Source organism: Streptomyces sp. NPDC042638 (assembly GCF_040647235.1).
GTDB lineage: Bacteria > Actinomycetota > Actinomycetes > Streptomycetales > Streptomycetaceae > Streptomyces > Streptomyces rameus.
In genome coordinates, this window is the sequence record NZ_JBEZBT010000019.1 from 13451 (window position 1) to 25648 (window position 12198).

Below are 12198 nucleotides of genomic sequence, written 5' to 3' on the forward strand. Positions count from 1 at the left end.
GAGCGGTCCGACCCCCAGCGGCCCCCGTCGAGCGGTCTTCCGCGTAGCGGCCCCCGGCCGTGTCGGGTCGGTGGTCAGCCGGAGGAGTCGGCCGTGACCGGGCTGAACCGCCGATCGCTCTGGCTGGTCCCGGAGCGGCTGCTCACCACCGCGCCGCCGCCCGCACACGGCTGGTAGCGGTCGACCGCCCGGAAGGCGAGGCCCGCGCTGTGGCGGGAGCCCGGTCGCGGATCCGCGTCCGGACCGCGGGTGTGGCCGCTCCCGGAGGCGGGCTGGAGGGGGAGTTACCTCAGCGGTGGTGGGATCCGCTCCCGGAGGCGGGCTGGAGCGGCAGCAGCCCGGCCGTGGAGGCCGCCTGCGCCGGTGCGGGCACCGCCGGCAGCAGGACCCCGGCCGCCTCCACCCGCTGCCGGGGAAGCACCGCGGGCACCAGCGGGCGCGGCCCCGACACCACCGTGTAGTCCTGGCCCAGGAACGGCGGCTCGATCACTCCCGTGTCCTCGCCCAGCGCCAGCCGCACGGCAGCCCAGGGCGCGTTCACCCCACAGAGCGACAGCTGGTGCAGACCCCCGGCGGGCCTGGTGTTGACGTCCAGCAGCACCGGACGGTCGCCGAGCATCCGGAACTGGATGTTGGACAGGTGGTGCAGCCCGAAGCCCCCCGCGATCAGCCGGGCCGGCGCCAGCCACCGCTCGTCCAGGGTGAAGCCCCGGCGACGGCCGTTCTTGGTGCGGCCCACCGCGAGCCGTACCCGGTTGTCCGGGCCGGTCAGGCAGTCCACGGACACCTCGGGCTGCTCCAGGCGCGGCATCACCAGCCAGTCCACGGGCTCCTCGGTCCGCCGCAGCGCCTCGACGACCAGGTCCAGCTGAACGTGCGGGCCCGGGAAGCCGGTCAGCTGCGTGAGCGAGAAGGGGGCCCGGGTGATCACCCGGAAGCCCACCCCGCCCGCGCCTGCGGCCGGCTTGAAGCAGGCCCGGTGCCCGGCGGCCTCCAACTCCTCGACGGCTTCCACCAGTTCGTCCGCCGTCCGGACCCGCCGCCACGGCGGCACCGGAACGCCCACCGAACGCACCGCCTCGTACGCGGTCGCCTTGTCCTCGAAGACGGCGACCGCCTCGGGCGTCGGCGCCAGCAGCGCCGTACCCGCCGCCGCGAACTCGGCGCGGTGGGCCACGACCGCGGCCTGGTGCAGCCGGGGTACGAACACGTCGATGCCGCGCCGGACGCACTGGTCGAGGGCGTACTCGGCGTACGCCGCAGGGGACAGGCCCTCCGGTTCCAGCTCGGCGGTGTCGGCGGCGGCCAGCACGGGGGAGTCGGGGTCGCCGTGCGTGGCATGGATGTGCACGGCGCGGTCGCTGGGATTTCTCCGCAGCTGATCCATGAAGAACACGTTCTCCGCGTACGTGCGGTTGAGCCAGACGCGTACGCGAGAGGGCATGCAGGGCCGCCTTTCGGGCGTATGCGGGCAGGGCGGAGCGGCCCGTGCCCGGGCAGGAGGGAGGAAGGGTCACCAAACGGCCCTGGGAAAAGGGGAGTCGGGGCGCCGGTGTCGGGGCGATCATACGGCTATCGGGACCCGCTCCGTGCAACGCGGGTGTTACGGATTCCCGTACACCGTGCGCCCGTGGAGGCCGGGTACGCGGCGCTGCGCGGGGCGGCCTGAGAACCCGCCTCCACCGGACACTGACACTCGGCCAGGTGGCTCTTGTCCCGGGCCGGGTGGATGTGTTCTTGTGGTGGCATCGGATGATCGGAAGGGGTGCGCGCGGTGGAGTCGACGGCCGGGGCCGGACAGCTGCTGGCCATCAGCGACCTGCACATCAGCTACCCGGAGAATCGCGCCCTGGTCGAGGGCATGCGCCCGGAGAGCGACGACGACTGGCTGATCGTGGCCGGGGACGTCGCGGAGACCGTCGCCGACATCCGCTGGGCGCTCGGCACGCTCGCGAGCCGCTTCCGCAAGGTGCTGTGGGCACCCGGCAACCACGAGCTGTGGACGCATCCGAGCGATCCGGTCACCCTGCGCGGTGCCGCCCGCTACGAGCACCTGGTCGAGGTGTGCCGGGAGCTGGGCGTCGTCACCCCCGAGGACCCCTACCCGGTGTGGGAGGGAGCCGGCGGCCCGGCCGTCGTCGCCCCCCTCTTCCTGCTGTACGACTACTCGTTCCTGCCGCCCGGCTGCGCCACCAAGGTGGAGGGCCTGGCGTACGCGGAGAGCACGGGCATCGTCTGCAACGACGAGTTCCTGCTGCACCCCGACCCCTATCCGACCCGTGAGGCGTGGTGCCGGGCACGGGTCGCCGAGACCGAGCGCAGGCTCGCCGAGCTGCCCGAGGACCTCCCGACCGTGCTGGCCGGTCACTATCCGCTGGACCGGCACCCCACCGAGATCCTGTGGCACCCTGAGTTCGCCATGTGGTGCGGCACCGGGCTGACCGCCGACTGGCACCGCCGGTTCCGGGTCGCCACGATGGTCTACGGCCATCTGCACATCCCCCGTACCACCTGGCACGACGGAGTCCGCTTCATGGAGGTCTCCGTGGGATACCCGCGCGAGTGGCGCAAGCGTCCGGATGCCCCGGGAAGGCTGCGCCGCATCCTGCCGATGGAGGTCGACGCAGGTGATCGAGGAGCTGCTCCCGGAGTCGGTCGCGGCCGTGGAGGCGCACACTGACGACCCGCTGTGGGACGCCCCGCTCTTTCCGGCGGAGGAAGCGCTGGTCGCGCGCGCGGTGCCCAAGCGGCGCCGCGAGTTCGCCGCCGTCCGCGGGTGTGCCCGGCGCGCCATGGAGAAGCTCGGTGTGCCCCCGCAGGCCGTGATCAGCGGTGAGCGGGGCGCCCCGCAGTGGCCGGCCGGGCTGGTCGGCAGCATGACGCACTGCGCGGGCTACTGCGCCGCCGCGCTGGTCCGCGCCACCGACCTCGTCTCCCTCGGTATCGACGCCGAGCCGCACGGACCGCTTCCGGAGGGCGTCGGCCAGTCCGTCTTCCTGCCCGCCGAGTCCGCGCGCCTGGACCGGCTGGCCGCGCGGTGGCCCACCGTGCACTGGGACCGGCTGCTGTTCAGCGCCAAGGAGTCCGTGTACAAGGCGTGGTTCCCGCTCACCCGCAAGTGGCTGGACTTCTCCGAGGCCGACATCACCCTGCACCCGGACTCCGGCGACGCGTCGCGCGGCACCCTGCGCGCCGGACTCCTCGTGCCCGGCCCCCTGGTAGGGGACCACCGGCTCCAGGTCTTCGAGGGCCGGTGGTCCGTGAGCGACCAAGTGGTGGCAACGTCCGTCGTCATACCGCACACCCCCGCCACCACACCGTTCCCTTGACGGCCCATCCCCACGTTGCCCCCCTGACGGCCGCTCGTCGTGGCGCCGAGTCCTTGACCACCGCCGGCCATGGCGCCGCGTCCCGGTCGGCCCGCCGCCCCGCCGCCGTGCCGATGACGGCGGCGGTGTGGACCCGGCCGGGCCGTTCAGGCGGGCGGGCACCAGTGGTGCAGCAGCCGGAAGAACTCCTCCTCGTTGCCCGCGAGTCCCGCCCGGGCCAGTGCCTGTTCCGCCTCGGCGAGCACGGTGGGCGGGACGACGGCGGGCCGGCCCTCGTCCGGTGGCCCGTCGAAGGCGGCGCGCACCGTGTGCAGCAGCCGCAGGTATGCCTGTACGGCGGTGCGCTCACGGTCGGTCAGTACGGCGGTGGGCATCGGTCGGCTCTCCCCGGGTAGGCGTCACGGTCACGCGCCCTGCGGCGCCGTGCACCGCGTCGTACGGCGCACACCCCCCAGCTTGCCGTCCACCACTGACAACGCCGTCCGGCTCGGTGCCGGTTCGCCCGCTTGGCCGAGACACCGGCGTACCCGGATCCCCTGGTACGGACCGTCCGGTGCGCGGAACAGGGCCCGCTGCCGGGACGGTGCGGGCGGACGGCGGGCCGGTTCAGCCCTGCGGGCCCGGGTAGCCCAGGGACGCCCCGATACGGCCGGCCACGCCCTCCCGCCGCACCGGCGCCCTTCGCGAGGAACAGGCCAGCCACGTCCGGCACTTGCTCGCCAGGAGCAGTCCGAACGCCTCGGCGTCGCGTTCCTCGGCGGGATCGAAGTGGGCACGGGCCGCGACCCGCCGCACCGTCGCCCGCAGCGCAGCCTGGTCGATGACCCCCGGCAGCAGCCGGGTGGCGGCGCCGACTCCGTCCACGGGGAGCCCGCGGTGCCCGGCCCGCACGTGCCACAGTTCGTGGCCGAGGATCACCAACTGGTGGTCGGGGGTGGTGCCTTCCTCCACCACGACGACGTCCCGGTCGACGAGATCCAGCCAGAGGCCGCTGGCCGTGCCGGACGGGAAGGCGGCCGTACGGAAGTGCACCGGACGGCCGCGGCGGCGGCTCATCGCCGCGCACAGTGCCCGGTACAGCTCGTCCGGCGGCGCGGGCACGGGGAGGGTCAGCGCGCCCAGCAGCTCGTTGCACAGCCGGCGCATGTCCCTGCCGGTGCCCACGGCCCTCCCCAGGCTCACGACTCGGGCCGCTTGACGCTCTCCAGGAGCATGTCCAGCCACTCCGCGACCTTGTCCCGGTGCTGGTCGGTGGGCAACTGGGCGGCTCGCCAGGCTATTCCGCGCACGCCGTGGTCCTGCAGCAGCCGCTCCAGCGGATCGTCCGCGCTCTCCACGGCGGCCCGCTCCCGGTCCGCGAGCTTCTGCAGCAGCTCCTGCTCGGTGCGCTGCAGCGCACCCGCCAGCGCCTCGGGGTCCTCCGCGGTGAGGAAGCCGGCGTGCACCCGGAAGAAGCGCTGCAGGGCGTCGCAGTGCTCCATGGTGGGCCGCCGGTCGCCGTTGATGAGGGCGCCGGCCTGCTGCCGGGACATGCCCGCGCCGTCGGCGATCTCCTGCTGGGTGTAACGGCGGCCGCCCGGCTTCAGCCGGGTGCGGCGCAGCAGGTCCAGGCGTTGCAGGAAGCGGGCCTGGACATCCGGCTCGCCCGCCGGCCGGCCGCTGAGCAGGGCCCGGACCACCGGCTCGGGCACACCGCAGGCGGTGGAGAGCCGCCCGACGTCGAAGACCTCGGCATGCGGGACGCCGAGGCGGTCGGCGAGCGCGGTGACGCGGGCGACGACGGCCGGCAGCTGGGCGGTCGCCGAGGCGCCCGGATCCTCGTAGCCATCCGTCACCGACAGAACTCCTACGTCTAGAGAGGGCTTCAGATGTGTCCGTGCTTCTCACGAGCGATCGCCGTGAACTTCCCGGAGAGTAGCCGGTGTCTCGAACCCACATCCAGGTGTCGCCACAACTGTGGCGAATTTCAGCCGTCAACCGGCATGAAATGCCACGATAGTTGACACGACTCTTGCCTGGGCGACAGGATCGCATCGCCGCGTGAAAGGCCGCAGAGGCAAGAGGGGTGACCTCCCGATGGCATATCAGGCAGGAGGGCAGCGGCCGGCACCGCGGCCCGTCCCCGACACTTGCGACACCCAGGCGTACCTCCAGGACTACGGGGCGCTGCTGGAGTACCTGTCCTGCCCGTCCCTGGTCGTGGACCGCCAGTGGAACGTGGTCATGGCGAACCGCGCGTTCGAGGCGCTGTTCTGCGGCGTGCGCCCCCATCCGACGGCCATGCCGGGGGAGAACTTCCTGCGGTTCGTGCTCTTCCACCCCGGCGCGGGGGAGGTCCTCGGCGACCACGAGCCCGGCTGGTGCCTGCCGATGCTGGCCCAGCTCCGGTCCGCGCTGGAGGCCTGCGCGCACGACCAGGAACTCCAGGCGATCCGCCGGGACATCGCCCAGGACCCCCTCATGGAGGCCGCCTACCGGCAGGGCCTGCCGCACTGGATCCGGGCCGTGGGCGAGGCCGCGACCCGCCTCGACGGTGCCGTACGCCTCCTGCACCACCCGGATCCGCGCCGCGGGCGCGTCGAGTGCCGCATCGTCGAGGACTCACCGCAGCCGCTGCGGGAGCTGGGCTACCGGCACCTGACGATGGTGCTGCGTGATCCCCGTCGGCCCGCCGCGGCGGTGCGCCGGCCGCGCCGCTCGCGGGGCGCAAGCTCCCACCTCACGGTCGTCCCGGCGGCCGAGAGCTGACCCGGCACCGTCGGCGTTCAGGTCGCCGACGGCGCCGGGCCGCCCCCCTCCCGCCGGACCCCGTGTCCGCTTATGCAAGTGGCTTGCGTTGATTGCGCTACGCTTGCGGCCATGACGCGACGACTTGCGGAAGTGGCGAAGAAGGTCGGGGTCAGTGAGGCCACGGTCAGCCGGGTGCTCAACGGCAAGCCGGGTGTCTCCGACGCCACCCGGCAGGCGGTCCTGACCGCCCTCGACGTCCTCGGCTACGAGCGCCCCACCCAGCTGCGCGGCGAACGCGCCCGGCTCGTCGGCCTCGTCCTGCCCGAGCTGCAGAACCCCATCTTCCCCGCGTTCGCCGAGGTCATCGGCGGTGCCCTGGCCCAGCTGGGACTGACCCCGGTGCTGTGCACGCAGACCAAGGGCGGGGTGTCGGAGGCGGACTACGTCGAGCTGCTGCTCCATCAGCAGGTCTCCGGTGTCGTCTTCGCCGGCGGCCTGTACGCCCAGACCGACGCGCCGCACGACCACTACCGGCAGCTCGCCGAGCGCAACATCCCGGTCGTGCTGGTCAACGCGGCCATCGAACACCTGGGCTTCCCGGGCGTGTCCTGCGACGACGCCGTCGCCGTCGAGCAGGCCTGGCGGCACCTGGCCTCCCTCGGCCACGAGCGCATCGGCCTGGTCCTCGGCCCCGGCGACCATGTGCCCTCGGCCCGCAAACTGGTGGCCGCCCGGGCCGTCGCCGACGACCTGCCGGAGGAGTTCGTCGCCCGGGCCATGTTCTCCATCGAGGGCGGTCACGCCGCCGCCTCCCGGCTCATCGACCGGGGTGTCACGGGCATCATCTGCGCCTCCGACCCACTGGCGCTGGGCGCGATCCGGGCGGCCCGCCGCAAGGGGTACGACGTCCCGGGCCGGATCTCCGTCGTCGGCTACGACGACTCGGCGTTCATGAACTGCACCGAACCCCCGCTCACCACCGTCCGCCAGCCCATCGAGGCCATGGGACGCGCTGCCGTGGAGCTGCTGAACGCGCAGATCGGCGGCACCGCCGTACCCGCCGAGGAGCTGTTGTTCGAGCCGGAGCTGGTGGTGCGGGGCTCCACCGCGCAAGCCCCGCGCGACTGAACCGCATCGGATACAGCTACCTGTCAAATAATTACAGATTCTGCGCGACATCTTGCGGTCCGATGTCGGCGGTGCTTGAGTGTGCGACGCCCACCGCTCCTGCCATGAGTGCCATGAGGGGTCCACCGATGAGACACACCGGGTACCGCCGTACCGCCGTCGCGATAGGCGTCTGTTCCTCCCTCGCCCTCGCCGTCACCGCCTGCGGGTCCGGTGACGACGGGTCGGCGAGCGGCAAGACGCGTATCACCGTCAACTGCGAGCCGCCCAAGAGCGCCAAGGTCGACCGCAGGTTCTTCGAGGAGGACATCGCCTCCTTCGAGCAGCAGAACCCGGACATCGACGTCGTCGCGCACGACGCTTTCCCCTGCCAGGACCCGAAGACCTTCGACGCCAAGCTCGCCGGCGGCCAGATGGAGGACGTGTTCTACACGTACTTCACGGACGCGAAGCACGTCGTCGACGTCAACCAGGCCGCCGACCTGACGCCGTACCTCAAGGAACTGAAGAGCTACGACACCCTCCAGAAGCAGCTGCGGGACATCTACACCGTGGACGGCAAGGTCTACGGCATCCCGCGCACCGGCTACTCCATGGGGCTGATCTACAACCGCAGCCTCTTCCAGAAGGCCGGCCTGGACCCCGACAAGCCCCCGGCGACCTGGGAGGAGGTCCGCGCGGCCGCCAAGAAGATCGCCGCCCTCGGCGACGGCACGGTCGGCTACGCCGACTACAGCGCGCAGAACCAGGGCGGCTGGCACTTCACCGCCGAGCTGTACTCGCAGGGCGGCGACGTCGTCAGCGCGGACGGCAAGAAGGCCACCATCGACACCCCCGAGGGCCACGCCGTCCTGCAGAACCTGCACGACATGCGGTGGACCGACGACGCGATGGGCAGCAAGCAGCTCCTCGTCATCAACGACGTGCAGCAGCTGATGGGTTCGGGCAAGCTCGGCATGTACCTCAGCGCCCCCGACAACATCCCGATCCTGGTCAAGGAGAAGGGCGGCAACTACAAGGACCTCGCCCTGGCCCCCATGCCGGGCGGCGAGGGCACCCTCATCGGCGGCGACGGTTACATGTTCAACAAGCACGACACGCCCGCCCAGATCCGCGCCGGCCTGAAGTGGCTCGACCACATGTTCCTCACCCCCGGCAAGGGCTTCCTCGGCGACTACGCGCGCGCCAAGAAGAACGACGCCCCCGTCGGCCTGCCCGAGCCGCGCCTGTTCACCGGCGCCGCCGACGCCAAGGACCAGCAGGTCAAGAAGGCAAACGCCAACGTCCCGGTGGAGAACTACCAGGCGTTCCTGGACGGCAACCAGCAGCTGCGGATGAAGATCGAGCCGCCGGACGCGCAGCAGATCTACTCCGTCCTCGACAGCGCCGTCTCCGCCGTCCTCACCAAGAAGGACGCCGACATCGACCAGCTGCTGAAGGACGCGTCCGGAAAGATCGACAGCATTCTGGCCCGGAGCTGACCACGATGACGAAGACGGCCGAGCGGCGGCCCGTGACCGAGGCCGCCGCCCATCCGGTCCCGGCCGCGCCCCCGGCAGGCGACTCCAGACGGCGCCGGCTGGCCGACCAGGCCCGCGCCTACGGCTTCCTCCTCGGCGGCCTGCTCTGCTTCGCCCTGTTCTCCTGGTACCCGGCGATCCGCGCGGTCGTCATCGCCTTCCAGAAGTACACGCCCGGCTCGGACCCGGAGTGGGTCGGCACCGCCAACTTCACCCGGGTCTGGCACGACCCCGAGTTCACCGCCGCCTGGCGCAACACCCTCACCTTCACCCTGCTCGCCCTGCTCATCGGCTTCGCGGTCCCCTTCGTGCTCGCCCTCGTCCTCAACGAGCTGCGGCACGCCAAGGCGTTCTTCCGGGTGGTGGTCTACCTGCCGGTGATGATCCCGCCGGTGGTCAGCGCCCTGCTGTGGAAGTGGTTCTACGACCCGGGGGCCGGCCTCGCCAACGAGGCGCTGCGCTTCCTGCACCTGCCCACGTCCAACTGGTCCAACGGCACCGACACCGCCCTGGTCTCCCTGGTCATCGTCGCCACCTGGGCCAACATGGGCGGCACCGTCCTCATCTACCTCGCCGCGCTCCAGTCCATCCCCGGAGAGCTGTACGAGGCGGCCGAACTGGACGGCGCGAACCTGCTCCAGCGCGTCCGGCACGTCACGGTCCCGCAGACCCGGTTCGTGATCCTGATGCTGATGCTCCTGCAGATCATCGCCACCATGCAGGTGTTCACCGAACCGTTCGTCATCACCGGCGGCGGCCCGGAGAACGCCACCGTCACCGTCCTCTACCTCATCTACAAGTACGCCTTCCTCTACAACGACTTCGGCGGCGCCTGCGCCCTCAGCGTGATGCTCCTGCTCCTGCTCGGCGCCTTCTCCGCGGTCTACCTGCGGCTGACCCGCTCCGAGGGGGACGCATGAGCAGCACCCGCACCCTGGTCTCCCCGGCCGCCCTCGCCCGCCCGCGCGGCAAGGCCGTCTACTGGACGGTGTTCACGGCCGTCGTCGTCCTCTTCACGCTCGCCTTCCTCTTCCCCGTGTACTGGATGGTGACCGGCGCGCTGAAGTCCCCCGACGAGGTGGCCCGGACCCCGCCGACGCTCGTCCCGGAGCACTGGCGCCCCGACGGCTACACCGATGCCTGGGACCTGATGCAGCTCCCGCAGCACCTGGTGAACACGGTCGTCCAGGCGGCCGGCGCCTGGGCCTTCCAGCTGGTCTTCTGCACGGCGGCGGCCTACGCCCTGTCCCGGCTGAAGCCCGCCTTCGGCAAGGTGATCCTCGGCGGCATCCTCGCCACCCTCATGGTCCCGGCCCAGGCACTGGTCGTGCCCAAGTACCTGACCGTCGCCGATCTGCCGCTGATCCACACCAGCCTGCTCAACGACCCCCTCGCCATCTGGCTGCCGGCGGTCGCCAACGCCTTCAACCTCTACCTGCTCAAAAGGTTCTTCGACCAGTTGCCGCGCGATGTGCTGGAGGCCGCCGAGATCGACGGCGCCGGCAAGCTGCGGATCCTGTGGTCCGTCGTCCTGCCCATGTCCCGGCCGGTGCTCGGGGTGGTGTCGATCTTCGCGCTGGTCGCGGTCTGGCAGGACTTCCTGTGGCCGCTGATGGTCTTCTCCGACACCGGGAAACAGCCGATCAGCGTGGCCCTGGTCCAGCTCTCGCAGAACATCCAGCTCACCGTGCTCATCGCCGCGATGGTGATCGCCAGCATCCCGATGGTGGCGCTGTTCCTCGTCTTCCAGCGGCACATCATCGCCGGGATCACCGCGGGCAGCACCAAGGGCTGACGCCGACGCCCCGCCTAGAGAAAGGCAAGCTCCGTGGGACAGCCCACCCCTGCCCAGAAGGACGCCGACTGGTGGCGCTCCGCCGTCATCTACCAGGTGTACGTCCGCAGTTTCGCGGACGGCGACGGCGACGGCACCGGCGACCTCGCGGGCGTCCGCGCCAAGCTGCCGTACCTGGCCGAACTCGGCGTGGACGCCCTGTGGTTCACCCCGTGGTACCTCTCACCGCTGAAGGACGGCGGCTACGACGTCGCCGACTACCGGGCCATCGACCCCGCCTTCGGCACCCTCGCGGAGGCGGAGAAACTCATCGCCGAGGCACGGGAGCTGGGCATCCGCACCATCGTCGACATCGTGCCCAACCACGTCTCCGACCAGCACTCCTGGTTCCGGGCCGCGCTCGCCGCCGGTCCCGGCAGCCCCGAGCGCGAGCTGTTCCACTTCCGGCCCGGACGCGGCCCGGACGGCGGACTCCCGCCGAACGACTGGCCCTCGCAGTTCGTCGGCTCCACCGAACCGGTGTGGACCCGCCTGCCCGACGGCGACTGGTACCTGCACCTGTTCACCCCGGAACAGCCCGACCTCAACTGGGCCCATCCGGCCGTCCGCCAGGAGCACGAGGACATCCTGCGCTTCTGGTTCGAGCGGGGCGTCGCGGGCGTCCGCATCGACTCGGCGGCCCTGCTCGCCAAGGACTCCGCCCTGACCGACCTCGCCGCGCACCCCGAGCCCCACCCGTTCGTCGACCGCGACGAACTGCACGACATCTACCGCGCCTGGCGGCGCGTCGCCGACGAGTACGGCGGTGTCTTCGTCGGCGAGGTCTGGCTCCCCGACGCCGAGCGCTTCGCCCGCTACCTGCGCCCCGACGAACTCCACACCGCCTTCAACTTCTCCTTCCTGACCTGCCCCTGGGACGCCGGCCGGCTGCGCGCCTCGATCGACACCACCCTCGCCGAGCACGCCCCCGTCGGCGCCCCGGCCACCTGGGTGCTGTGCAACCACGACGTCACCCGCACGGTCACCCGGTACGGCCGCGAGGACACCGCCTTCGACTTCGCCACCAAGGCCTTCGGCACCCCGACCGACCTGGCGCTCGGCACCCGCAGGGCCAGGGCCGCCGCCCTGCTGTCACTGGCGCTGCCCGGCGCGGTGTACCTCTACCAGGGGGAGGAACTGGGGCTGCCGGAGGCCGACATCCCGGTCGACCGCATCCAGGACCCGATGTACTTCCGCTCGCAGGGAGCCGACCCCGGCCGCGACGGCTGCCGGGTGCCGCTGCCGTGGGCCGCCGGGCTGCCCCACGCGGGATTCGGCGCCCGGGAGGAACCCTGGCTGCCACAGCCGGCCGGCTGGCCCGCGTACGCCGTCGACCGGCAGCGGCAGGACCCCCACTCCATGCTCACCCTCTACCGCGAGGCCATCGCCCTGCGCCCCGGGTTCGGCGACGGCCCGCTGACCTGGCTGCCCGCCCCCGACGGCGTGCTCGCCTTCTCCCGCGCGGGCGGAGCCCTGTGCGTGGTCAACCTCTCAGCCACCCCCGCCGACCTGCCCGCACACTCCCGGTTCCTGATCGGCAGCGGCCCTCTGGACGAGGCGGGCCGGCTGCCGCGGGACACGGCGGCCTGGCTGCGCGCCTGAGCCGCGCCCGTACGCACCTTGCTGTCCCACGCACCCCCACCACGAAGGGATCAGC

General features: G+C 71.9%; 12 protein-coding genes. 8 read left to right on the plus strand and 4 right to left on the minus strand.

Translation table 11 applies throughout. The annotated features are described in order from the left end of the window. Window positions 1-289: 289 nt before the first annotated feature. A complete protein-coding gene (locus tag AB0B40_RS17545; RefSeq protein WP_362264355.1) occupies window positions 290-1444 on the minus strand; it encodes an ATP-grasp domain-containing protein in 1155 nt (384 codons plus the stop codon). A gap of 330 nt (window positions 1445-1774) precedes the next feature. Between AB0B40_RS17545 and AB0B40_RS17550 the strand changes: the two genes are divergently transcribed. Then, window positions 1775-2680 carry a metallophosphoesterase gene (locus AB0B40_RS17550; protein WP_345053795.1) on the plus strand — a complete coding sequence of 302 codons (906 nt, stop codon included), beginning with the start codon at window positions 1775-1777 and terminating at the stop codon, window positions 2678-2680. Then, complete coding sequence (locus tag AB0B40_RS17555) at window positions 2628-3329, plus strand: 4'-phosphopantetheinyl transferase superfamily protein (protein ID WP_345053797.1); 702 nt, start codon at window positions 2628-2630, stop codon at window positions 3327-3329. Before AB0B40_RS17550 ends, AB0B40_RS17555 begins: the two co-directional genes overlap by 53 nt. Window positions 3330-3475: 146 nt before the next feature. Here AB0B40_RS17555 and AB0B40_RS17560 read toward each other — a convergent pair whose 3' ends face one another. The 3 genes from AB0B40_RS17560 to AB0B40_RS17570 all read right to left on the minus strand — a co-directional run bounded on the left by AB0B40_RS17560 (window position 3476) and on the right by AB0B40_RS17570 (window position 5164). Further along, a complete protein-coding gene (locus AB0B40_RS17560; RefSeq protein WP_345053799.1) occupies window positions 3476-3703 on the minus strand; it encodes a hypothetical protein in 228 nt (75 codons plus the stop codon). 232 nt (window positions 3704-3935) lie between these two features. Beyond that, a complete protein-coding gene (locus AB0B40_RS17565; protein ID WP_345053802.1) occupies window positions 3936-4493 on the minus strand; it encodes a toxin-antitoxin system, toxin component in 558 nt (185 codons plus the stop codon). Window positions 4494-4507: 14 nt separating this feature from the next. Then, complete coding sequence (locus AB0B40_RS17570) at window positions 4508-5164, minus strand: helix-turn-helix transcriptional regulator (protein ID WP_345053804.1); 657 nt, start codon at window positions 5162-5164, stop codon at window positions 4508-4510. Window positions 5165-5405: 241 nt separating this feature from the next. On the opposite strand from AB0B40_RS17570, the gene AB0B40_RS17575 reads away from it, so the two are divergent. From AB0B40_RS17575 to AB0B40_RS17600, 6 genes are all read left to right on the plus strand, one after another. Further along, window positions 5406-6077 (plus strand): hypothetical protein, encoded by a 672-nt coding sequence (locus AB0B40_RS17575; protein ID WP_345053807.1) that lies wholly within the window; start codon window positions 5406-5408, stop codon window positions 6075-6077. Between the two features lie 111 nt (window positions 6078-6188). After that, window positions 6189-7187 (plus strand): LacI family DNA-binding transcriptional regulator, encoded by a 999-nt coding sequence (locus AB0B40_RS17580; protein ID WP_345053810.1) that lies wholly within the window; start codon window positions 6189-6191, stop codon window positions 7185-7187. A gap of 128 nt (window positions 7188-7315) precedes the next feature. Further along, window positions 7316-8668: a sugar ABC transporter substrate-binding protein gene (locus AB0B40_RS17585; RefSeq protein ID WP_345053812.1), complete on the plus strand. Its 1353-nt coding sequence runs from the start codon at window positions 7316-7318 to the stop codon at window positions 8666-8668. 5 nt (window positions 8669-8673) lie between these two features. Then, on the plus strand, window positions 8674-9627 hold the full coding sequence (locus tag AB0B40_RS17590; RefSeq protein ID WP_345053815.1) for a sugar ABC transporter permease: 954 nt from the start codon (window positions 8674-8676) through the stop codon (window positions 9625-9627). Further along, the gene (locus tag AB0B40_RS17595) at window positions 9624-10502 is read left to right on the plus strand and encodes a carbohydrate ABC transporter permease (RefSeq protein WP_362264359.1); all 879 of its coding nucleotides are present in this window, start codon (window positions 9624-9626) and stop codon (window positions 10500-10502) included. The genes AB0B40_RS17590 and AB0B40_RS17595 overlap by 4 nt, the downstream gene beginning before the upstream one ends. Before the next feature lie 33 nt (window positions 10503-10535). Next, window positions 10536-12143 carry an alpha-amylase family glycosyl hydrolase gene (locus tag AB0B40_RS17600; protein WP_362264361.1) on the plus strand — a complete coding sequence of 536 codons (1608 nt, stop codon included), beginning with the start codon at window positions 10536-10538 and terminating at the stop codon, window positions 12141-12143. Window positions 12144-12198: the final 55 nt, after the last annotated feature.

Bases quoted from the DNA above. Each gene is read 5' to 3' on its own strand.
- AB0B40_RS17545 (WP_362264355.1), bottom strand. From the start codon at position 1,444: ATGCCCTCTCGCGTACGCGTCTGGCTCAACCGCACGTACGCGGAGAAC.
- AB0B40_RS17560 (WP_345053799.1), bottom strand. From the start codon at position 3,703: ATGCCCACCGCCGTACTGACCGACCGTGAGCGCACCGCCGTACAGGCA.
- AB0B40_RS17575 (WP_345053807.1), top strand. From the start codon at position 5,406: ATGGCATATCAGGCAGGAGGGCAGCGGCCGGCACCGCGGCCCGTCCCC.
- AB0B40_RS17580 (WP_345053810.1), top strand. From the start codon at position 6,189: ATGACGCGACGACTTGCGGAAGTGGCGAAGAAGGTCGGGGTCAGTGAG.
- AB0B40_RS17585 (WP_345053812.1), top strand. From the start codon at position 7,316: ATGAGACACACCGGGTACCGCCGTACCGCCGTCGCGATAGGCGTCTGT.
- AB0B40_RS17590 (WP_345053815.1), top strand. From the start codon at position 8,674: ATGACGAAGACGGCCGAGCGGCGGCCCGTGACCGAGGCCGCCGCCCAT.
- AB0B40_RS17595 (WP_362264359.1), top strand. From the start codon at position 9,624: ATGAGCAGCACCCGCACCCTGGTCTCCCCGGCCGCCCTCGCCCGCCCG.